The organism is Serratia sp. K1WW1 (assembly GCF_055790865.1).
The window spans coordinates 4,940,753-4,962,841 of sequence record NZ_CM147697.1 but is presented as its reverse complement, the minus strand read 5'-3'; the positions used below and the strand labels follow the sequence as shown (position 1 = coordinate 4,962,841).

At 55.8% G+C, this 22,089-nt stretch carries 22 protein-coding genes; 13 read left to right on the top strand and 9 right to left on the bottom strand.

What is annotated here, in order from left to right:
• Positions 1-227: 227 nt before the first annotated feature.
• Positions 228-1,565: an MFS transporter gene (locus tag ACX9GU_RS22480; protein WP_473192978.1), complete on the bottom strand. Its 1,338-nt coding sequence runs from the start codon at positions 1,563-1,565 to the stop codon at positions 228-230.
• A gap of 319 nt (positions 1,566-1,884) precedes the next feature.
• Between ACX9GU_RS22480 and queE the strand changes: the two genes are divergently transcribed.
• On the top strand, positions 1,885-2,556 hold the full coding sequence (gene queE / locus ACX9GU_RS22475; RefSeq protein WP_473192977.1) for a 7-carboxy-7-deazaguanine synthase QueE: 672 nt from the start codon (positions 1,885-1,887) through the stop codon (positions 2,554-2,556).
• A gap of 428 nt (positions 2,557-2,984) precedes the next feature.
• Here queE and queD read toward each other — a convergent pair whose 3' ends face one another.
• On the bottom strand, positions 2,985-3,344 hold the full coding sequence (gene queD / locus ACX9GU_RS22470) for a 6-carboxytetrahydropterin synthase QueD (RefSeq protein WP_021179400.1): 360 nt from the start codon (positions 3,342-3,344) through the stop codon (positions 2,985-2,987).
• Between the two features lie 418 nt (positions 3,345-3,762).
• Here queD and cysJ point away from each other — a divergent pair, with 418 nt between their 5' ends.
• From cysJ to cysH, 3 genes are all read left to right on the top strand, one after another.
• Entirely contained in the window at positions 3,763-5,565 is a 1,803-nt protein-coding gene (gene cysJ / locus ACX9GU_RS22465; protein WP_473192976.1) for an NADPH-dependent assimilatory sulfite reductase flavoprotein subunit, read from the top strand.
• A complete protein-coding gene (gene cysI, locus ACX9GU_RS22460) occupies positions 5,565-7,280 on the top strand; it encodes an assimilatory sulfite reductase (NADPH) hemoprotein subunit (RefSeq protein WP_059199791.1) in 1,716 nt (571 codons plus the stop codon). Before cysJ ends, cysI begins: the two co-directional genes overlap by 1 nt.
• A gap of 239 nt (positions 7,281-7,519) precedes the next feature.
• Positions 7,520-8,254, top strand: a complete 735-nt coding sequence (gene cysH / locus ACX9GU_RS22455) for a phosphoadenosine phosphosulfate reductase (protein ID WP_473192975.1) — start codon at positions 7,520-7,522, stop codon at positions 8,252-8,254.
• A 51-nt stretch (positions 8,255-8,305) separates the two neighbouring features.
• On the opposite strand, the gene ACX9GU_RS22450 is transcribed toward cysH, so the two are convergent.
• From ACX9GU_RS22450 to ACX9GU_RS22440, 3 genes are all read right to left on the bottom strand, one after another.
• On the bottom strand, positions 8,306-8,632 hold the full coding sequence (locus ACX9GU_RS22450; protein ID WP_037412844.1) for a type II toxin-antitoxin system RelE/ParE family toxin: 327 nt from the start codon (positions 8,630-8,632) through the stop codon (positions 8,306-8,308).
• 13 nt (positions 8,633-8,645) lie between these two features.
• Positions 8,646-8,921, bottom strand: coding sequence for a hypothetical protein (locus ACX9GU_RS22445; RefSeq protein ID WP_024485708.1), 276 nt, complete (start codon positions 8,919-8,921; stop codon positions 8,646-8,648).
• A gap of 83 nt (positions 8,922-9,004) precedes the next feature.
• Complete coding sequence (locus ACX9GU_RS22440) at positions 9,005-10,087, bottom strand: aminopeptidase (RefSeq protein WP_473192974.1); 1,083 nt, start codon at positions 10,085-10,087, stop codon at positions 9,005-9,007.
• 331 nt (positions 10,088-10,418) lie between these two features.
• Here ACX9GU_RS22440 and cysG point away from each other — a divergent pair, with 331 nt between their 5' ends.
• From cysG to ACX9GU_RS22415, 5 genes are all read left to right on the top strand, one after another.
• On the top strand, positions 10,419-11,849 hold the full coding sequence (gene cysG, locus ACX9GU_RS22435; RefSeq protein WP_473192973.1) for a siroheme synthase CysG: 1,431 nt from the start codon (positions 10,419-10,421) through the stop codon (positions 11,847-11,849).
• Between the two features lie 10 nt (positions 11,850-11,859).
• Entirely contained in the window at positions 11,860-12,768 is a 909-nt protein-coding gene (gene cysD / locus ACX9GU_RS22430) for a sulfate adenylyltransferase subunit CysD (RefSeq protein ID WP_024485711.1), read from the top strand.
• Between the two features lie 12 nt (positions 12,769-12,780).
• Positions 12,781-14,211, top strand: a complete 1,431-nt coding sequence (gene cysN, locus ACX9GU_RS22425; RefSeq protein ID WP_473192972.1) for a sulfate adenylyltransferase subunit CysN — start codon at positions 12,781-12,783, stop codon at positions 14,209-14,211.
• 1 nt (position 14,212) lies between these two features.
• Positions 14,213-14,830, top strand: coding sequence for an adenylyl-sulfate kinase (cysC, locus tag ACX9GU_RS22420; protein ID WP_473192971.1), 618 nt, complete (start codon positions 14,213-14,215; stop codon positions 14,828-14,830).
• 110 nt (positions 14,831-14,940) lie between these two features.
• On the top strand, positions 14,941-15,258 hold the full coding sequence (locus tag ACX9GU_RS22415) for a DUF3561 family protein (RefSeq protein WP_473192970.1): 318 nt from the start codon (positions 14,941-14,943) through the stop codon (positions 15,256-15,258).
• Positions 15,259-15,412: 154 nt separating this feature from the next.
• Here ACX9GU_RS22415 and ACX9GU_RS22410 read toward each other — a convergent pair.
• From ACX9GU_RS22410 to ACX9GU_RS22395, 4 genes are all read right to left on the bottom strand, one after another.
• A protein-coding gene (locus tag ACX9GU_RS22410) for an IS3 family transposase (protein ID WP_473192504.1) occupies positions 15,413-16,548 on the bottom strand; the annotation gives its coding sequence in 2 pieces (ribosomal slippage) (positions 15,413-16,287 and positions 16,287-16,548; 1,137 coding nt in all).
• 141 nt (positions 16,549-16,689) lie between these two features.
• Positions 16,690-17,412 carry an amino acid ABC transporter ATP-binding protein gene (locus tag ACX9GU_RS22405; RefSeq protein WP_059199799.1) on the bottom strand — a complete coding sequence of 241 codons (723 nt, stop codon included), beginning with the start codon at positions 17,410-17,412 and terminating at the stop codon, positions 16,690-16,692.
• The gene (locus ACX9GU_RS22400) at positions 17,396-18,163 is read right to left on the bottom strand and encodes an amino acid ABC transporter permease (RefSeq protein WP_021179411.1); all 768 of its coding nucleotides are present in this window, start codon (positions 18,161-18,163) and stop codon (positions 17,396-17,398) included. The genes ACX9GU_RS22405 and ACX9GU_RS22400 overlap by 17 nt, the downstream gene beginning before the upstream one ends.
• A gap of 83 nt (positions 18,164-18,246) precedes the next feature.
• Positions 18,247-19,017, bottom strand: a complete 771-nt coding sequence (locus ACX9GU_RS22395) for a basic amino acid ABC transporter substrate-binding protein (RefSeq protein WP_473192969.1) — start codon at positions 19,015-19,017, stop codon at positions 18,247-18,249.
• A gap of 469 nt (positions 19,018-19,486) precedes the next feature.
• On the opposite strand from ACX9GU_RS22395, the gene ftsB reads away from it, so the two are divergent.
• From ftsB to truD, 4 genes are read left to right on the top strand one after another with little or no spacing between them, the layout of a single operon-like run.
• The gene (gene ftsB, locus ACX9GU_RS22390; protein ID WP_473192968.1) at positions 19,487-19,807 is read left to right on the top strand and encodes a cell division protein FtsB; all 321 of its coding nucleotides are present in this window, start codon (positions 19,487-19,489) and stop codon (positions 19,805-19,807) included.
• A 3-nt stretch (positions 19,808-19,810) separates the two neighbouring features.
• Positions 19,811-20,518 carry a 2-C-methyl-D-erythritol 4-phosphate cytidylyltransferase gene (ispD, locus tag ACX9GU_RS22385; protein WP_094982113.1) on the top strand — a complete coding sequence of 236 codons (708 nt, stop codon included), beginning with the start codon at positions 19,811-19,813 and terminating at the stop codon, positions 20,516-20,518.
• A gap of 11 nt (positions 20,519-20,529) precedes the next feature.
• Positions 20,530-21,003: a 2-C-methyl-D-erythritol 2,4-cyclodiphosphate synthase gene (gene ispF, locus ACX9GU_RS22380; protein ID WP_021179414.1), complete on the top strand. Its 474-nt coding sequence runs from the start codon at positions 20,530-20,532 to the stop codon at positions 21,001-21,003.
• A gap of 3 nt (positions 21,004-21,006) precedes the next feature.
• On the top strand, positions 21,007-22,053 hold the full coding sequence (gene truD, locus ACX9GU_RS22375) for a tRNA pseudouridine(13) synthase TruD (protein ID WP_473192967.1): 1,047 nt from the start codon (positions 21,007-21,009) through the stop codon (positions 22,051-22,053).
• Positions 22,054-22,089: the final 36 nt, after the last annotated feature.

The window sequence follows — 22,089 nt, the reverse complement described above, 5'->3', positions numbered from 1 at the left end:
TTGTTATGTTTTATTTTCGGATTAAGGCCATTAGCCGGACGTGGCAAAACAGTGAGCTGCTCTACAAAAATGAATTAAAATAGTGTCATTTTTGAGCGACAAATCACAATAATTTTACATATGGATTACAACTAAGCGGCAGCGATAAAAAAAACGTATTACCGGAGGATTGGGAGACAACGATACGTAGGGCGCTGCATACAGCGCCCATTAATATAATCAATAGGTTAGATCGCCGGTTGCAATGCGCTTGAACGCGTCATTTTAAATACCGTGGCCAGGCTGGCAAGCAGCGCCGGGATCGCCAGGAACAGCAAAATACTCTGCACCTGCCACTCCATCGCCAGTAGCTGAGCCGCCATCATGGTGCCAGCCACGCCGCCAAAGCGGCCAATACCCTGCATCCAGGCAATACCGGTAGCGCGGCTGTGCGTTGGGTAGTAGGTGGCAGCCAGGGTTTGCAGGCCGGATTGCGCGCCGTTCATGGTAATGCCCATCAGGAAAATAAAGGCGCCGAGCAGCACGATCTGGCTATCCTCGGTGGCCATCGCCACAATCAGCAGGGCGCTGATGGCAAAGCCGGTGGAAACCACCTTGTGGGCATTCCAGCGGTCCATTAACCAGCCAGCCATCAGGATCCCCAGCATACCGCCGAAGGTGAACAGCGACGTCAGGAGCGCCGATTGCTCAAGCTGATACCCCAGCCCTTGCATCAACAGCGGCATCCAGCTCAGCAATACGTAGTAGATCACCAACCCCATAAAGTAGGTGAGCCACAGCATCAGTGTCCCCACCAGGTAGGGGCGGCTGAACAGCAGGCCGACGCTGGTCTTCGACAGGGCCAGCTTGTCCTCATACAGGTAGAAACGGGAGATGTGGCTGATGTTATAGCTGATAAAACGTTGGGCAATCTGTTTGATTTTAGCGGCATCTTGCCCACGGTTAACCATGTATTTCACCGATTCCGGCAGCAGCAGGATCAACAGCACGGTGAGTACTAGCGGGGCAATGGCCCCCAGCAGCAACACGCTGTGCCAACCGTAAGCGGGGATCAGCCAGGAAGAGATGGCGCCACCGCCTGCCGCTCCCAGGGGAAAACCGCAGTACATGGTGTTGATGGCCAGCGATCGGCAACGCTGCGGAGCATATTCGGAGATCAGCGTGATGGCGTTTGGCATGGCGGCACCCAGCCCAAGCCCGGTAAGGAAGCGCCACAGCGTCAGGCTATTGAGTGAACCCGCGTAGGCGGTAGCCAGGCTGGAAAGGCCAAAGAACAGGCAGGAGAACACCAGCACCCGTTTGCGGCCAACGCGGTCAGAAATCGGCCCGGCAACCAGGGCTCCTAACGAAAGGCCAAGCAGCGCGGCGCTTAATACCGGCCCCAGATCCTGTTTCACGATCCCCCAGTCTTTGGCTACCGAAGGGGCGATATAGCCCATCGCCGCCGTATCGTAACCGTCAATTGCCAGGATCAGAAAACCCAGGATGATCAGGGTCCAGTGAAACAGCGAAAATTTGCTGTCGTCGATAGCCTGCTGAATATTCAACTCGGTGGAATGGGCCATAGTTTCCTTAAACGCAGATAGGATGTTGATGGATCGTCGGAACTGCGCCCGACTTGTGCCTGCCTGTCTATACATCTGCGTCACAGGCGCTTTTATGTCAAATATTTTTGTTTTAAATGTTAATTTTATGTTTGTTTTGAGCGGTGGATAACATCGGCGGTTGGCGTTTGGTCTTTAATAAACGCCACCCATGAACAGGTTAGCCGGAGAAAGCTGCTGGCCATCGCCGAACGGACAAAATTTAATACACTTTTCCAGGTTTGGTCGCCCGTTCGGGATCTGCGATAATGCGTCTTTACCTAGACAGATTGAGAAAGCGATGCAATACCCGATTAATGAGATGTTCCAGACTTTGCAGGGCGAAGGCTATTTCACCGGCGTGCCGGCCATTTTTATTCGCCTACAGGGTTGCCCGGTGGGATGCAGCTGGTGCGATACCAAACACACCTGGGAAAAGGACGCCGATCGGGAAGTGGATCTGCAACGCATCCTGGTGAAAACTGCCGAGAGTGATGCCTGGGGAAGCGCCAGTGCGGAACAGTTGCTGGAGGTGGTCGAACAGCAGGGCTATACCGCGCGCCATATCGTGATCACCGGCGGTGAGCCGTGCATCTACGATCTGATCCCGTTGACCAAGCTGTTTGAGAACGCGGGCTACGGCTGCCAAATTGAAACCAGTGGCACCCATGAAGTCCTCTGCTCCCCCAATACCTGGGTCACCGTTTCACCCAAAGTGAATATGCGCGGTGGTTTGAAGGTGGTAGAGCAGGCGCTGATGCGGGCCGATGAGATCAAGCATCCGGTGGGGCGTGAACGCGATATTGAGGCGTTGGATGAGCTGCTGGCAACGTTGCACGACGAAAAACACCGTATTATCGCTTTGCAGCCGATCAGCCAGAAAGAAGAGGCGACGCGGTTGTGTATTGAGACCTGCATTGCCCGCAACTGGCGGCTTTCAATGCAGACGCATAAGTATCTGAATATCGCTTAAGACCGGCCCCTCACCCCAACCCTCTCCCACGGGGAGAGGGAGCTGATAGCCCCTGCTCCGTTGCGAGAAGGGAGATAATCTCCGCAACCTTGATTGCCCCTTCAACTGGCGGTGCTCATAAATATCACTTAACTCGATCGGTTCCCTTCAACCGGCGGTGCTCATAAATATCACTTAACTCGATTGGTTCCCTTCAACCGGCGGTGCTCATAAATATCACTTAACTCGATCGGTTCCCTTCAACCACCGGAGCTTATGATAAATCGCTGTACTTTCAGCTTGGCTCGATCGGTTTCCTTCAACCGCCAGAGCTTATGATATATCGCTGTACTTTCGGTTTGGCTCGATCGGTTCCCTCTCCTTGGGGAGAGGGTTAGGGTGAGGGAGATCGCACCGCAGCCAATCGCCTCACCCTGAGCCTTGCCCTATTAACCTTTATATACGCAGCCTGCGGTACAGGTCTCTTTGACCATCACGGCCGACAATTCAGGCAGCTGCGGTTTCAACTGCTGCCAGATCCAGGCGGCGAGCACTTCGCTGGTCGGGTTCTCCAAGCCAGGAATATCGTTCAGGTTATAGTGATCCAGGCGCTGCCAAATCGGCTTGAAAGCGGCCTTCAGCTCGGCAAAATCCATCACCCAACCGGTATGCGCGTCTACTTCCCCGGTCACTTCAATGCGCACCATAAACGAATGCCCATGCAGGCGGCCGCATTTATGGCCCTCCGGCACGTTTGGCAGATGGTGTGCGGCTTCAAACTGAAAATCTTTAAATAGCGTGGTTGCCATTATTACGGCCTCATTGACTCAAAAACCGCCGAATACTAACGGAAAGCGGCCCTGGTTACTATCTTTTGGGCTGCTTCAGGGGAGATCCGGGGGGCAGCATGTAGCGCTGCTGGCATTTTTTATTTGGGCGGGATTGAGCCGATCGGAGGACGTTATCCGCCTCAAATGCGAGTCATTCAAAATTTTAAAAATTAACTCATTAAATAACAATGAATTAAAAATAAACATCTAACGATTTAGCCACTATCCCTTACCAGGAAAACTGCTTAGTCGTTTTGGTTATTAATTATTGCTATCCCTTATTTAATCGTTGCAATGACGCTCGGTAACCTTACAAACTCTCCTGGTCTTTTCAGGACATGACACAACAACAATTACAGCGACTGACACTGGCTAAGCATAGGATATCCGTACCGCGATGACGACTCAGGTTCCTCCAACATCTTTGCTCCCGCTGACCCCCGAACAGCTTTCGAGTTTGCAGGCCGTCATTGGCGGGTATTCCCCAACGCAGCTGGCGTGGCTCTCTGGTTATTTCTGGGGCATGGTTAACCAGCTGCCGGGAAGCGTGGCTTCAGCACCGGTTGCCGCGGCCCCTGCGGCCAGCATCACCCTGATTTCTGCTTCCCAGACCGGTAACGCACGCCGTCTGGCCGAACAGCTACGCGACGATCTGCTGGCGGCGAAGCTGAGCGTCACCCTAGTGAATGCCGGTGACTACAAGTTCAAGCAAATCGCCCAGGAGCGCCTGCTGGTGGTGGTCGCCTCCACCCAAGGGGAGGGGGAGCCAGCGGAAGAAGCGGTGGCGCTGCACAAATTCCTGCATTCGAAAAAAGCCCCCAAACTCAATGAAACCGCCTTTGCGGTGTTTGGCCTGGGGGATAGCTCTTATGAGAATTTCTGCCAGTCCGGCAAAGACTTTGATGGCAAGCTGGCCGAACTGGGGGCCGAGCGCCTGGTGGAGCGCATCGATGCGGATGTGGATTATCAGGAACTGGCTATCGCCTGGCGCAAGCAGGTGGTGGAAGTTCTGAAGGCCCGAGCACCAGCGGAAAACAGTGCTCCGGCAGCATTGGCCAGTGGTGCGGTCGATCAGTTGGACAGCAGCCCTTACAGCAAAGAACAGCCACTGACCGCGCAACTGGCGGCCAAGCAAAAGATCACTGGCCGCGCTTCCGATAAAGATGTGCGCCATATTGAAATCGATTTAGGCGATTCCGGCCTGCACTATCAGCCGGGCGATGCTTTGGGCGTATGGTTTGATAACGATCCGGCGCTGGTGGATGAGCTGGTACAGCTGCTGTGGCTGAAAGGCGACGAACCGGTCGAGGTTGAGGGGCAAACCCTGCAGTTGCGTGAAGCTTTGCGTAGCCACTTTGAACTGACGCAGAACACCACGCCGATCGTGGAAAAATATGCCGGGCTGTCGCGGGACGAAACGCTGATTGGCCTGCTGGCTGACAAGCCTAAACTGCAACACTACGCCCATAACACCCCGATTGTGGACATGGTACGCCAGGCTCCGGCCGACCTGAATGCAGAGCAGTTACTCAGCCTGCTGCGCCCGTTGACGCCGCGCCTGTACTCCATCGCCTCCTCTCAGGCAGAGAATGAAAACGAAGTGCACATCACCGTTGGCGTGGTGCGCTACGACATTGATGGCCGCAGCCGTGCCGGCGGGGCTTCCAGCTTCCTGGCCGATCGTCTGGAAGAAGAAGGCGAACTGCGGGTGTTTATCGAACATAACGACAACTTCCGTTTGCCCGCCAACCCGGAAACTCCGGTGATCATGATTGGCCCTGGCACCGGCATTGCCCCGTTCCGCGCCTTTATGCAGCAACGTGAAGCGGAAGGTGCCGGGGGCAAGAACTGGCTGTTCTTTGGCAACCCGCACTTTACCGAAGACTTCCTGTACCAGGTGGAATGGCAGCGCTATGTGAAGGAGGGTCTGTTGACCCGCATCGATCTGGCCTGGTCACGGGATCAACAGCATAAGGTTTACGTGCAGGACAAGCTGCGTGAGCAGGGCGCGGAAATCTGGAACTGGATCCAGCAGGGCGCGCACATCTATGTCTGTGGCGATGCCAACCGCATGGCGAAAGACGTTGAAAACACATTGTTAGCACTGGTGGCCGAGCACGGTGGTATGGATACCGAGCTGGCAGACGAATTCTTAAGCGAGCTGCGCCTTGAGCGCCGTTATCAGCGAGACGTTTACTAATGAGTGATAAACACCCTGGACCTCTGGTGGTAGAAGGCAAACTGACCGATGCTGAGCGTCTGAAGAAAGAGAGTAACTTCCTGCGCGGAACCATTGCCGAAGATTTACAAGACGGTTTGACCGGCGGCTTTACCGGCGATAACTTCTTGCTGATCCGTTTTCACGGCATGTACCAGCAGGACGATCGCGATATTCGCGCCGAACGTGCCGAACAAAAACTCGAACCGCGCCACGCCATGATGCTGCGCTGCCGCCTGCCGGGCGGGATTATTTCCCCGCAACAGTGGCTGGGGATCGACAAATTTGCCGCGGAAAGCACGCTGTACGGCAGTATCCGTATCACCAACCGGCAGACGTTCCAGTTCCATGGCATCGTCAAAGGCAACGTGAAACCGGTGCACCAGTTGCTGAATCGCCTGGGGCTGGATGCGCTGGCGACGGCTAACGACGTGAACCGTAACGTACTTTGCACCTCGAATCCGGTGGAGTCGGAGCTGCATCAGGAAGCGTACGAATGGGCGAAGAAAATCTCCGAGCACCTGCTGCCGCGTACCCGTGCCTATGCCGAAGTGTGGCTGGATAAAGAAAAAGTCGCGACTACGGACGAAGAGCCGATCCTGGGCGCGACTTACCTGCCGCGCAAGTTTAAAACCACGGTGGTGATCCCGCCGCAGAACGATGTAGATCTGCACGCCAACGACATGAACTTTGTGGCGATTGCCGAACACGGCAAGCTGGTGGGCTTTAACCTGCTGGTGGGTGGCGGCCTGTCTATCGAGCATGGCAACAAGAAAACCTATGCGCGTACGGCGAGTGAGTTTGGCTATATTCCGCTGGAACACACGCTGGCCGTTGCCGAAGCGGTAGTGACTACCCAGCGCGACTGGGGCAACCGCACCGACCGTAAGAACGCCAAAACCAAATATACGCTGGAGCGGGTGGGGGTGGATACCTTCCGCGCCGAGGTAGAAAAGCGGGCTGGCATCACCTTTGCACCGGTGCGTCCGTACGAGTTTACCGGCCGTGGCGATCGCATCGGCTGGGTCAAAGGGGTTGATAATCACTGGCACCTGACGCTGTTTATTGAAAACGGTCGCCTGCTGGATTATCCAGGCCGTCCGTTGAAAACCGGCGTGGCCGAGATCGCCAAGATCCATCAGGGTGATTTCCGTCTGACAGCCAACCAGAACCTGATCGTGGCCGGCGTGCCGGAAAGCGAAAAGGCGAAGATCGAAGCTCTGGCACGCGAGCATGGCCTGATCGACGATGGCATCAGCGAGCAGCGCAAGAACTCGATGGCCTGCGTGTCCTACCCAACCTGCCCACTGGCGATGGCGGAGGCCGAGCGCTTCCTGCCGGAGTTTGTGACCAAGGTGGAAGGCATCATGCATCGGCATGGCGTGGGTGATGAGCACGTGGTGCTGCGTATCACCGGCTGCCCGAACGGCTGTGGCCGAGCATTGCTGGCAGAGATTGGGCTGGTTGGTAAAGCGATCGGCCGGTACAACCTGCATCTGGGTGGTAACCGTGAAGGGACGCGCATTCCCCGCATGTATCGGGAAAATATTAACGAAGACGAAATCCTGCAGACCATCGACCAACTGGTAGGGCGTTGGGCAACAGAGCGCACCGCTGGCGAAGGTTTTGGCGATTTCACCGTGCGCACCGGGATTATCCGGCCGGTGGTGGATCCCGCGCAGGATTTCTGGGAATAACCTTGCACGGCTGCATTTATTACGCTGCAGCCATCCCCCTCACCCCGGCCCTCTCCCATAGGGAGAGGGTGAAGCCCGAGGCACGATGCGGCATTGGTGCGCTCGTCAACGTTGTAGAGCGATATGCTGTTCGCCGCTATGTGGGGCTAGATGCTGAATAAGGGCACAATCGGTCCCCTCTCCCTGTGGGAGAGGGTTAGGGTGAGGGGCCACATCTAACACTTTCAGGAGATCGCATCATGGCTGAATTGGATCTGGCGGCGCTGAACGCGTTACCGAAGTCCGGACAGGCGCTGGCACTGGCAGTCGTCAACGGCCAGTTGGAACAGCTTTCGGCACAGGAGAGGGTTGCCTGGGCGTTGGAACATCTGCCGGGGGAGTTTGTGCTTTCCTCCAGCTTTGGCATTCAGGCGGCGGTGTGTCTGCATCTGGTCACGCGCATCAAGCCGGATATCCCGGTGATCCTGACCGATACCGGCTACCTGTTCCCGGAAACCTACCAGTTTATCGACCAACTGGCCGACCAACTGAACCTGAACCTGCAGGTATTCCGCGCCGAGCATTCACCGGCCTGGCAAGAGGCGCGTTACGGCAAGCTGTGGGAGCAGGGCGTTGAGGGCATTGAGCGGTACAACCAAATCAACAAAGTTGAGCCGATGAACCGCGCGCTGGAAACGCTAGGTGCGCAAACCTGGTTTGCTGGCCTGCGCCGTGAGCAATCGGGCAGCCGTGCCAATCTGCCGGTGCTGGCGGTGCAGCGTGGGGTGTTCAAGATCCTGCCGATCATCGACTGGGATAACCGCCAGATTTATCAATATCTCACCGAGCATGGGCTGAGCTACCACCCGCTGTGGGATCAGGGCTATCTGTCGGTGGGCGATACCCACACCACCCGTAAATGGGAGGAAGGCATGAGCGAGGAAGAAACCCGCTTCTTCGGCCTGAAGCGCGAGTGTGGTCTGCACGAAGGTTGATGAGCGCATAGTTAACGAACCGGGTTCTGCGAGGGCCCGACTAATTAAGTTCTAGCTCAATAACATGTGACGTCTGAGTGCGCGGGTCAAATCTTGGCGGGTATGCAAAAACAGCAAGATGTCGACGGTATGACCGGTGATTTCATACAGCGTCCGGTATTCGTGTTTATCCAGACGTTCTCGTAGTGCTAAGCCATAATCAGCCAAAGTGGCGTTAAAACGATAGCGCTTGGGATCTTCTCGCAACGTGGCAGTAGCTTCCAAGAGCAATTGGTCTACAAAGTGCCCTGCATCCACTGAACCAATAGTGGCTGTTTTGAACGACTCTATATCGGCAAGGCACTGAAATGCGGTTTCGGTCAGACGCACTTCATACATGGTTGGTTACTCCTTAACCTCTTGCAGCCCTTAGCCTTTTTAATGCTTCATCAGGAGTCAGGACTTTCCCTTCGGCGACTTCTTGCTTGGATTTCAGCACCAGTTTTAGCAGTGCATGGGTTTGCTGCTCCTGTTCCCAGGCAGCCAATTCCTCTTGTCGTTCCAAGGCCGTTTGGACGAATAATTCTGCGGTTCCATTTTTAGTCACCCAAACACCTCCTTTGAAACTATCAGGTGAACCGAGACTCTCTCGTGTCGCTTGTTGCGATAAGGTTTTGTGCGTACTCATTGGTTTTTTCTCGAATACGGGTTTCTCTCAGTATACTTAACCGAGATGTCGAGTACAAAATTTGTACTCGATTTTACGTCCAATTATTTCTTCTTTTTCTTTTTCGGCTCAGGGACAGGATGCGCCTGCACCCATTCTTTTACCAACGGTAACAGGATCCGCACGCTGTCGCGGCTGCGCTTGTCGATCCGCCCTGGCAGGTGGGTTTCCAGATATTGCAGATTGTCGTATTGCGGGCGATGCCAGGTAATGCCTTGCGGGAAGCTAGGGCTGGTGGCGCGTTGTTGATAGCCGTCCTTATCCCCCAGCGACCAGTTGGTGGCTTCTACCGCCATCACCGGAATTTTGGCGTTATCGAAGACGATCTGATCGGAACAGCAACCGGTGCCGGTTGGAAAACCTTTGCTGCCTGGATTAATGGCCGCCTCAATACCATAACGGTGAGCGATGCTCAGTGCCCGATCGCGGGATCTGGCCACCACTTCCGGCTCGGTGTTACGCCCGGAGTGGAAATAGAGGCGATCGCCGGTGATCAGGCTGTCGAGGTTAATCACCAGCAGCGTGTTTTTGCGTTCCTCCGGCGTCATACGGCCAAGGTAGTTTTTAGCGCCTACTGACTTCAGCTCTTCGCCACTCATGGCCACAAAGCGCAGGGTATAGGTAGTGGGGATGTTTTTCAGCCTGTTGGCCAACTCCAGCATCACGCCCACGCCGGAGGCATTGTCATCGACCCCCTGCAGCGTCAGGCCACCGAGGTTATTGTCCACCTCATCGTCGCTCAGCGGGGTATAGGTATCGAAGTGCGCCATGATGATGACCTGCTGTGGCCGCTCACCCTTTTTGGTCGCAATCACCGAGGTGACGCCGATCTTGCGCCAGTTTTCACTGGTGTCTTTATTGGTGTAGAGATAACGGGCGTCAAAGGTGCGGGTATCCGCCGGGTAGCCCATCTCGGTAAACTGCTGTTTCAGGTAGTCTGCGGCCAGTAATTCTGCCGGGCTTCCCGCCATGCGGCCGGGGAAGTAGGTCGCGATATGGCGGATCTGGTGGGCGGCGAACTGGCCCATCGGGGCTTCTTTTACGGGTTTGGTAGCGGCCGAAACGCTTACAGCACTGCCGAGAGCGACTAACAACAGCCCAGCCCCCAGGCACAAGCGGGAAAACATACCGAAAAATCCTTCTTTGACAGCGGTGATGCCGATTATCTTTGCGGTAGTTAGTATGGGACGCCAGCGCCGATAAGACAATTTCTTCGCGTCCTATTTTTGTCTTAGGTGCGCGCCGTTAAACCGCTGCTATCCACGTTTGGGGGGGCCGTAGGGCAACATCAAGCAAGCCATGTTAGCCCACACCTGTAACTTCATTTCGTACAGCCAGTTAGGCGCACTACCAACAGCCTTATTCCATTTAAGAACATCTCATGCCTTTTCGTCATTTCAGGGGGCAAATCGCACGCCGTATAGTCACCCTATCAATCTGTTATATGAAAAGGCCGTTGTGGACTATCTACCAATATTTGCCGACCTGAAACACCGCCCAGTGCTGGTGGTTGGCGGCGGCGAAGTGGCTGCACGCAAAGTCGACCTCCTGCTACGCGCAGGGGCGCAAGTGCGGATCGTGGCGCAGGCGCTCTCAGAAGAGCTGGAGCACCAACACCTGCAAGGGCATGTTGAGTGGCTGGGTCATAGTTTTGTGCCGCAGCAGTTAGACGACGTCTTTCTGGTGATTGCCGCTACCGACGATAGCGCGCTGAACGCCGAGGTGTATGCCGAAGCGGATAAGCGCCGCGTGCTGGCCAACGTGGTGGATGACCAACCGCGCTGCTCCTTTATCTTCCCGTCGATTATCGATCGCTCACCGTTGGTGGTGGCCGTGTCATCTAGCGGCCAAGCTCCGGTATTGGCGCGGATGTTACGTGAGAAGCTGGAAGCGTTATTGCCCGCCAGCCTGGGGCAGATGGCGGAACTGGCCGGAGAGTTGCGTGGCAAGGTGAAGCAACGGCTGGCTTCCATCGGGGCCCGACGTCGTTTCTGGGAGAAAGCCTTCAACGGCCGTTTCGCGACTTTGGTGGCGAATGGCCAGACGGAGCAGGCGCAGCAGCAGTTGGAGCAGGATTTAACGGCTTTTGCGCAGGGGAATGAGGGGACGCAAGGTGAGATCGCACTGGTCGGGGCAGGCCCGGGCGATGTCGGTTTGTTGACCCTACGCGGGCTGCAGGTGATGCAGCAGGCCGACGTGGTGCTTTACGATCACCTGGTGAGCGAAGAAACGCTGGATTTGGTGCGTCGCGATGCCGAACGTATCTGCGTGGGCAAACGCGCCGGTGCGCACTCAGTGATCCAGGAAGAGACCAATCGGCTGCTGGTGGAACTGGCGCAGCAGGGGAAGCGGGTAGTGCGGTTAAAAGGCGGCGATCCCTTTATCTTTGGCCGGGGTGGCGAAGAGTTACAGGTGGCCGCCGCTGCCGGGATCCCTTTCCAGGTGGTGCCGGGCGTAACCGCCGCCGCAGGGGCTACGGCCTATGCCGGTATTCCGCTAACGCATCGCGATCACGCTCAAAGCGTGACCTTTATTACCGGCCATTGCCGTGACGATGACGACGGCTTGGATTGGCCCGCACTGGCGCGGGCGCGTCAGACGTTGGCGATCTACATGGGCACCATGAAGGCGGCGGATATCAGCCGCAACCTGATCGCCCATGGCCGTGATGTGAACACGCCAGTCGCCGTGATCAGCCGGGGTACGCGGGCCGATCAACAGGTGCAGACTGGCACCTTGCAACAGCTGGAACAATTAACTCGGCAGGCTCCGTTACCGGCGCTGCTGGTGATCGGTGAAGTGGTGGAATTGCACCATCAAATCGCCTGGTTTGGGCATCAATCGCAGACGGCAGTGGCAGCGCGCCCGGCCGTCGTGAATTTGGCTTAAAGGATCTGTTATGGACCAAAAACGACTCACTCATTTGCGGCAATTGGAGGCGGAGAGCATCCATATCATCCGTGAAGTGGCCGCCGAATTCGGCAATCCGGTGATGCTCTATTCCATCGGTAAAGACTCCTCGGTGATGCTGCATCTGGCACGCAAGGCGTTTTACCCCGGTACACTGCCTTTCCCACTGCTGCATGTGGATACCGGCTGGAAATTCAACGAAATGTACCAATTCCGCGATCGTACCGCCAAAGAGTACGGTTTCGAGCTGCTGATCCACAAAAACCCGGAAGGGGTGGCGATGGGGATAAACCCGTTTGTCCACGGCAGCGCCAAGCACACCGATATCATGAAAACCGAAGGCCTCAAGCAGGCGCTGAACAAGTACGGTTTTGATGCCGCCTTCGGTGGTGCACGCCGCGACGAGGAGAAATCCCGTGCCAAAGAGCGCATCTACTCCTTCCGCGATCGCTTCCACCGCTGGGATCCGAAAAACCAGCGCCCGGAGCTGTGGCACAACTATAACGGCCAGATCAACAAGGGCGAGAGTATCCGCGTGTTCCCGCTATCGAACTGGACCGAGCTGGATATCTGGCAATATATCTTCCTGGAGAAGATCGACATCGTGCCGCTCTACCTGGCCAAACCACGCCCGGTGGTGGAACGCGATGGCATGCTGATGATGGTGGATGACGATCGTATCGATCTGCAGCCGGGTGAGGTGATCAGCCAGCGTATGGTGCGGTTCCGTACCCTCGGCTGCTGGCCGTTGACCGGCGCGGTGGATTCTTCTGCGCAGACGCTGCCGGAGATCATCGAAGAAATGCTGGTCTCCACCACCAGCGAACGTCAGGGCCGCATGATCGACCGCGATCAGTCCGGTTCGATGGAGCTGAAAAAGCGCCAAGGGTATTTCTAAGGAGCCGCCGGAATGAACAACGTTATTGCACAACAAATCGCCGAACAGGGCGGGGTAGAAGCCTACCTGCACGCGCAGCAGCACAAGAGCCTGCTACGCTTCCTGACCTGCGGCAGCGTGGACGACGGCAAAAGCACCCTGATTGGCCGCTTGCTGCACGATACCCGCCAGATCTACGAAGATCAGCTCTCCACCTTGCATACCGACAGCAAACGCATCGGCACCCAAGGGGAAAAGCTCGATCTGGCCTTGCTGGTGGATGGCCTGCAGGCAGAGCGTGAGCAGGGCATTACCATCGACGTGGCCTACCGCTATTTCTCGACTGAAAAGCGCAAATTTATCATCGCCGATACGCCGGGGCATGAGCAGTACACCCGTAATATGGCCACCGGCGCGTCGACCTGCGACTTGGCGATCCTGCTGATCGATGCGCGCAAAGGCGTGCTGGATCAGACCCGTCGCCACAGCTTTATCGCCACGCTGCTAGGCATTCGCCATTTGGTGGTGGCGGTGAACAAAATGGACCTGGTGGATTACAGCCAGGCGGTGTTTGAACAGTTCAAACAGGACTACCTGACCTTCGCCGAGCAGTTGCCCCACGACCTGGAGATTAAATTCGTCCCGTTGTCGGCACTGGACGGGGATAACGTTGCTACCCAGAGCATACAGATGCCTTGGTACAGCGGCCCGACGCTGCTGGAAGTGTTGGAAAGCGTGGATGTGATCAGCGAGCGTGAACATCAGCCGCTGCGCTTCCCGGTACAATACGTCAACCGCCCGAATCTCGATTTCCGCGGTTATGCCGGGACTTTGTCTGCCGGTGTGGTTCGCGTGGGCCAGCGCATCAAGGTGCTGCCGTCTGGCGTTGAATCTACCGTGGCGCGTATCGTGACCTTTGATGGCGATCTGCAGGAGGCGGGGCCGGGTGAAGCGATCACGCTGGTGCTGAAAGACGAAGTCGATATCAGCCGGGGCGACCTGCTGGTGGATGCTAGCGAAACCCTACAGGCCACGCAAAGCGCCTTGGCGGACGTGGTATGGATGGCAGAACAGCCGCTGTTGCCGGGCCAAAGCTACGACATCAAGGTAGCCGGCAAGAAAACTCGCGCCCGCGTTGAGAGCATTCGCCATCAGGTGGAGATCAACTCGCTGGCGCAGCATCAGGCCGACGTGTTGCCCCTGAACGGCATAGGACTGGTGGAGCTGACCTTCGACGAACCGCTGGTGCTGGACAGCTATCAACAGAATCATGATACCGGCGGCCTGATCTTTATCGATCGTTTGACCAACGTCACGGTTGGCGCGGGGTTGATCCGCGAAGCCTTGCAGCAGGATCATCCGGCAGCGGCGGGCAATTTCAGCGCCTTTGAACTGGAGCTGAACGCCTTGGTACGCAAGCATTTCCCACACTGGGGTGCGCGTGACCTGCTGAAGGGGAATTAACGTGGCCGAGGCTGAGTTAGCGAAAGACGAAAACGTTGTATGGCACCCGCATGCGGTAACGCGTGCGGAGCGCGAAGCCGCGAACGGCCATCAGGGCGTGGTGCTGTGGTTTACCGGCCTGTCTGGTTCGGGGAAATCGACCGTGGCTGGCACGCTGGAGCAGGCGCTGCATCAGCTGGGGGTCAGCACCTATCTGCTGGATGGCGACAATGTGCGCCACGGCCTGTGCCGCGACTTGGGGTTCTCCGACGACGATCGGCGCGAGAATATACGCCGGGTGGGCGAAGTGGCCAAGCTGATGGTGGATGCCGGGCTAGTGGTGTTGACGGCGTTTATCTCACCGCACCGTGCCGAACGGCAGATGGTGCGGGAAATGTTGGGCGAGGGGCAGTTTATCGAAGTGTTTGTCGACACCCCGCTGGCGATTTGTGAGGCCCGCGATCCGAAAGGATTGTACAAAAAGGCCCGCGCCGGTGAGCTGCGTAATTTCACCGGTATTGACTCGGTTTATGAGGCTCCAGAGCTGCCAGATGTGCACCTCAATGGTGAACAATTGGTAACAAATTTGGCTGAGCAATTGTTAGACGTACTGCGTGGTAAAGCTATTATCAAAACCTGAATTCGATAAAAGGCGTGTGGCGCGGTCAGCCATGCGCTTTTTAGCCTTAGCCCGCCGCAGAGCGAGCCGCATGCCCATGTGGAACCATTGGGTATCAACCAGGTAATGCTATGCAAAACGCCACACCCTTATTGATTGATACGCAGCTTGAGCCCGAGGAGCCCTCTTATTCGTTTTTGGGGGGAACCACCGGGTTTGTTTTCTACTGGCTGGCGTTTACCGTGCCTTTTATGGTTTACGGTTCTAACACTCTGTTTTTCCTGCTTTATACCTGGCCTTTCTTCCTGGCTTTAATGCCCGCGTCTGTGTTGGTGGGCATCACCTTCAGCATGGTGCTACGTGGGCGACTGATCCTCACGCTGTTGCTGACCGGTGCCGCCGTCATCTGCCTGTTCTGGCTGGTGTTCAGCTTTCTGAGTGGTTGGTAATCTAGACGCCCTCACCCTAGCCCTCTCCCCCAGGAGAGGGAACCAGATCGAGTTCGTTGATATTTCTGTACTTCCCGAAGCGGCACAAATTAACCAAGTACTCCGCACTAGCTCTGTAATGGTCTAGTAATATCGAACACCGATTAAGGTTTTTTTACGCCGCATGCCTCTCTTTGGCATGCGGCGTCTGGCCATCATTAAAGCTATGTACTCTTCGATGGTTGTAGTAATGCGTTATGTAGCTCAGGACATCTGCTTTGGCTTCGGCCACTGTCTCGTAACCATACTCCGGGATCCATTCTGACTTCAGGCTTCTGAAGAACCGCTCCATTGGCGCGTTATCCCAACAGTTACCACGCCGACTCATGCTTTGTTTTATCTGATATTGCTCTAACTTGTGCCTGTACGCTCGACTACTGTAATGGCTGCCCTGGTCTGAGTGGAACATCACTCCCGTAGGACATCCTCTTGATTCATAAGCTATACGTAGCGCATCCCCAGTCAGTACGCTATCCGGTGATAACGATAAAGACCAACCCACTACCTTTCTGGCATAGAGATCCAACACCACCGCCAGGTAAAGCCAGCATCGACCCGCCCAGATATAAGTCACATCCCCACACCAGACTGTATTCGGTCGTTCAACATTGAAGGCGCGCGTCAGGTGATTGGGGGCATACCTCGCTTCATCTGTCGCTAACCGGTAACTGTGTTTGCGTTGTTGTGTACTTCTCAGCCCGGCTTCTTTCATCAACCGACGAGCTTTATACCGGCCTACCACATGACCTTCAGCAGTGAGTGACGCTGACAATGTCCGAGCTCCTGCAGAGCCACGACTTTCTTTATGAAGCGCACACACGCGCTCTCGTTGAACTTTTCTCACCGTCTTCTCTGGAAGCCGTCGGTAGTAATAGCGGCTACGTGCAACACCAAAGAGAACACACAGTTCAACAACAGGATAACGCTCGCTCAATATCTTAATCATTTCAAGCGAGTGAACGATTCCGACATTAAGAGAGCGGTAGCCTCCTTTAAGATATTTTTCTCGCGTTCAATCCTACGGATTTGAGCTTCAAGTTCCTGAATGCGTTTTTGCTCAGAAGTCAGGGCTTTTCCGGTAGTTGGTGTTACTCCACCTCGTTCACTGGCGAGCTGGTGTACCCAGCGCTGCATAGCCGTACTGCCCACTCCCATTGCCTCACAGGCTTGTACAATTGAGTACCCCCTGTCGAGAACAAGGCTTGCAGCCTCACATTTGAATTCTGGAGAAAAAGTACGTCTGCCTTTCATTGGACACCTCTTTTGTATCAGGGAAGTTTATCACCCTTATTCGGTGTCCAAGATCATTAAGCCACATCACTCCCTCTCCCTGTGGGAGAGGGTTGGGGTGAGGGGGACATGCGCCAACAGATGTCTAAACCGTGCCGAAGGTTACAAAACTTTGCTTAAAAATGCCTGGGTGCGCGGATTGGTCGGGTTACCGAAGATGTGCTCAGGTGTGCCTTCTTCCTGAATAATCCCCTGATCGATAAACAGCACCCGGTCAGCCACTTCGCGGGCGAAGCCCATTTCATGGGTTACCACCACCATCGTCATGCCTTCAAGGGCCAGCGCCTTCATCACCGCCAACACTTCACCGACCAACTCCGGATCCAGCGCCGAGGTAGGCTCATCGAACAGCATGATTTGCGGTTCCATCGCCAATGCGCGGGCGATGGCGACACGCTGTTGCTGCCCGCCGGACAGGCTGCTGGGATAGGCATCGATCTTGTCCAGCAGGCCCACTTTATTCAGTAGCACCTCGGCACGCTCAATGGCCTCGCTGCGAGGCAGTTTCTTCACGTCCATCGGCGCCATGATGATGTTTTCCAACACCGTCATGTGTGGGAACAGGTTAAAGCGTTGGAATACCATGCCCACGCTTTCGCGCATCTTGTTCAGATCGGTCTTCTGGTCATGAATGGCAAAACCATTGACGTCGATCTCACCGCCAGAAAGCGTCTCCAGCGCGTTGATACAGCGCAGAAAGGTACTTTTACCGGAGCCGGAGGGGCCGATAATACACACTACTTCTTTCGGCGCGATCTGGCAGGAGATCCCGCGCAGCACGTGGGCTTCGCCAAATTGTTTTTGCAGGTTATGTACGCGAATCACTTTTACCGAACCTTTTTTCCATGTGTTGCACCATCAGCGAGAGCAGGAAGGTGATGATCCAATAGATCACTGAAATAGTCAGATAGGGCTCCCAGTAGGTGGCGTACGCGCCGGAAACGGTACGCGCGGCGTAAGCCAGATCCGCCAGACCAATCGCGGAGGCCAGGGACGAATCCTTGACGATGGCGATGGCATTGTTGCCGAGCGGTGGCAGCATGCGGCGAAAGGCCTGCGGCAGGATCACCTTACGCATGGTTTTGCCGTAGCCCATCCCCAAAGAGCGTGAAGCTTCCATCTGGCCGCGGTCGATAGACTGGATCCCGGCACGGAAGATCTCCGAGACGTAGGCACCGGCGTTCAACGTGATGGCGACTACGCAAGACAGGAAGGCACCGTAATCGGAGCGTAATGCGCGCGCGAAGTCGACGCTCATCAAACCGTTGCTGACCAGCAGGCCGTCACGCGGGTTGATAAACAGCGGCACCAGCGCGAAGTGGACCACCATGATTTGCACAAACAGCGGCGTGCCCCGGAAGGCGCTGATGTAGATGCGCACCGGCCATTGCACGCCATAGTGCAGGATCGGTTTCCAGATGCCGTGCGGTGCCTGAGCCAGGCGACCTAAGCCGAGGAGCAGCCCCCAGGTGGTGCCCAGGATCACGCAGATGATGGTACATTTGATGGTCATCCAGGCACCCTCCATAAACAGCGGAGCGTATTCCTCAATGATCTCCCAACGGAATGCTGACAAAATATAATCCTTACGGTGGTAGTGCGAACTTGTGGGTCTAATGCGTAGGGGCACAGTCAATTGCGCCCCTGGTTACCGCCGGTTTATTCTGCTGGCAGCGTAGGGACGTTGCTGTCGAACCAGGTCTGGTAGATTTTGGCGTAGGTGCCATCGGCGATGATTTTCTTCAGGCCGCTGTTGATCTTGTTACGCAGCTCATCGTTGCCCTTGGCCACCGCAATGCCGAAATACTGGCGCTCAAACTTGGCGTCGGACACCAGCTTGAACTCTTTTTCCGGGTGGGTCTTGATGTAAAACTTGGCCACGCCAACGTCACCCACGGCCGCGCCAATGCCATCCTCATACAGCTCTTGCAGCAGCAGCGGGGTGTTATCAAAGCGCTTGATGGCGGTGTTGTTTTTACCCAACACGTCGGAAACCACGATATCGCCGGTGCTGGAGTTAACCACGCCTACCTTCAGGCTTTTCAGCGCGTCGATGGAGTCTACTGTAGACTCTTTCGGCACCACGATGGCCTGCTCTGCCGGGAAGTATGGCGTAGAGAAGTCGACCATCTGCTTGCGCTTGTCGGTAATGGTGATGCCGGAAATGATGATGTCGCGGTCGCCCGAGTTCAGGGTGGCAAAGATGCCTTCCCACGGCGTATTCACCAGCTTCACCTGGAAACCTTCCGCTTTGGCGACGGCCTTGATCACATCGATATCAAAACCTTCCAGCTCTTTTTTGCTGTTTTCGTATTCGAACGGGCGATAGGTACCGCCGGAGCCGACAACATACGTCGGTTCTGCGGCAAAGGAGGCCGCGGAAAAAGTGGCCGCCAGGCAGGCACTAATCAGCACTAAACGTTTTAACATCAGCATTCCCCGAATAAGTTGTGTAAAGGTTATACATTGGATTTATTTATGCACTTTAGATGCATAAAAATAAACTTACATGAATAAAAACACAACCCCTACCTGATGATGAAAATGTTAATAGTGTTAAATATGAATAAATATTTAAAATATGGCTTAAATGTCGGTAAAAATACCCTCGGCCCAGTTTTTCTTACTGCATACTGACTTGAGGGGGGAGGTACAGGATGGCGATGTGTGCATGATCTTACATTGTAGGGGTACCGCATGCTGCGCCCGTCGAACCTTATGCTGCCTGAGCTCATCGGGCTCTACGCCGCCTGGATTTAATGCCGCTTTCAGGCGACAATCAGGCGCTAAACTAAGGAAGTTCTGATTACGCTCGATGGCTGCAGGTGAAAAGCCGCCGCTGCTGTGGAGTCAAACGGCAAGTTGTGGGATGATTAAGCGCTTTTTTTAGGGGGCGGAGATGGGAAAACTGACGCTGCTATTGCTGGCGCTGCTTGGCTGGTTACAGTATTCGCTGTGGCTGGGGAAGAATGGTATTCACGATTATGTACGGGTCAATGAAGACGTTGCGGCTCAGCAGAGCAGCAATGCCAAATTGAAAGCGCGTAACGATCAGCTGTTTGCCGAGATCGACGACCTGAACGGTGGTCAGGAAGCGATAGAAGAACGCGCACGTAATGAACTGGGCATGATCAAGCCCGGCGAGACTTTCTATCGTCTGGTGCCTGAACCTTCCGGACGCAACGCGGCGTCTGCCACACAGAACAACCCACCGAAGTAACGCATGAATCCATCCATTGGCTCCTCCCCTCAGGTGATCGCCGTCCTGCCCGCTGCCGGTATTGGCAGCCGTATGCAGGCCGATTGCCCGAAGCAATATTTAACCATCGGCCATCAAACCATTCTTGAGCACGCCATCCACGCCTTGTTACGTCATCCGCGTATTACCCAGGTGATCGTGGCTATCAGCCCCGAAGACCAACAGTTTAAAACGCTACCGATCGCCAGCGATCCGCGGGTGTTGGTCACTGAGGGCGGGCAACAGCGTGCCGATTCGGTGCTGGCCGGGCTGCAATTGGCAGGCAACGCACACTGGGTTTTGGTACACGACGCTGCCCGCCCTTGTCTGCATCCCGACGATCTGGAGCGGTTGCTGGCGATCACGGCACACAGCAAGGTCGGCGGCATTCTTGCCGCACCGGTGCGTGATACCATGAAGCGTGCGCAGGTGGGCCAAAGCATCATCTCGCATACCGTCGAACGCCAGGATTTGTGGCATGCACTGACGCCGCAGCTATTCCCGCTGGAATTGCTTAAACTCTGCCTGCAACGCGCCCTGGATGAAGGGGCGACGGTAACCGATGAAGCCTCGGCGCTTGAGCATTGCGGCTATCATCCGCTGCTGGTGGCGGGGCGTGCGGACAATATTAAAGTGACGCGGCCAGAGGATTTGGCGCTGGCGGCGTTCTATTTGACTCAGTTGAACAACTAAAGGAGCGCATCATGCGTATCGGTCACGGTTTTGATGTCCATAAATTTGGCGGCGAAGGGCCGTTGGTGATCGGCGGTGTTCGCATTCCTTATGAAAAAGGACTGCTGGCTCACTCCGATGGTGACGTGGCGCTGCATGCGGCCACCGATGCTCTGCTGGGGGCGGCGGCGTTAGGGGATATCGGCAAGCTATTCCCGGATACCGATCCGGCCTTTAAAGGGGCGGACAGCCGCGAGCTGCTGCGCGAAGCCTGGAAACGCATTCGTGCCAAGGGCTATCGTCTGGGGAATCTGGATGTCACCATCATTGCGCAGGCACCGAAGATGGCACCGCACATTCCTCAGATGCGCATCTTCCTGGCGGAAGATCTGCAATGCCATATGGACGACGTTAACGTCAAAGCGACCACCACCGAACAGCTGGGCTTTACCGGCCGTGGCGAAGGCATTGCCTGCGAAGCGGTTGCCCTGTTGATCAAGGAATAACGTATGGACATGGCCAATCTGACCTGGTTGTACGGCAAGCCAGCGGCTACCGGCGTGCTGAAAGCCAACCCGGAAGACTTCGTGGTGGTTGAGGATCTGGGCTTTACCCCAGATGGTGAAGGTGAACACCTGCTGGTGAACATCCGCAAGAACGGCTGCAACACCCAGTTTGTGGCAGACTATCTGGCGAAATTTGCCGGCATTCATGCCCGTTCGGTCAGCTATGCCGGTTTGAAAGATCGTCATGCGGTCACCGAGCAGTGGTTTTGCCTGCATCTGCCGGGGAAAGAATCTCCCGATCTCAGCCAGTTTGCACTGGAAGGCTGCGAAGTGCTACAGGCCGCTCGCCACCTACGCAAGCTGCGTATTGGCACGTTGAAGGGTAACGAATTCACCCTGGTGCTGCGCCAGATCGGCGATCGCCAAGAGGTGGAGCAGCGTTTGCAGGCCATCGCGGCAGGCGGCGTGCCGAACTACTTTGGCAGCCAGCGCTTTGGCCGTGGCGGTAATAACCTGACGATGGCGCGCCGCTGGGCCAACGATGAGATCCTGGTTAAGGAGCGCAGCAAACGTAGCTTCTACCTGTCTGCCAGCCGCAGTGCGTTGTTCAACCTCATTGCCAGCCAGCGTTTGGCTAACCAACAGCAGCAAACGGTGCTGGAAGGGGATGCGTTGCAGCTGGCCGGGCGCGGGAGCTGGTTCGTGGCCAAAGCGGAAGAGTTAGCCACCCTGCAACAGCGTTTGGATGCGGGTGAGTTGATGATCACCGCTCCACTGCCTGGGGATGGTGAGCCGGGAACCGCTGGGGAAGCGTTGGAGTTTGAACAACGTTGTCTGGTGCAACAGCCGGAATTGCTGAGTCTGTTAAAGCGTGAGCGCGTAGAGCCTGCGCGTCGGGCCTTGCTGCTACAGCCGCAGAAAATGCAGTGGAACTGGTGGGATGATGTCACCGTGGAATTACGTTTCTGGTTACCGGCAGGCAGTTTCGCTACCAGCGTGGTGCGCGAAATCATGCAATTGGCTAGCGGTGAGGCGGATATTGCCGAGTAACCGTTAGCTTAATCCTTGCTTTCTCGTTCAGGCAGA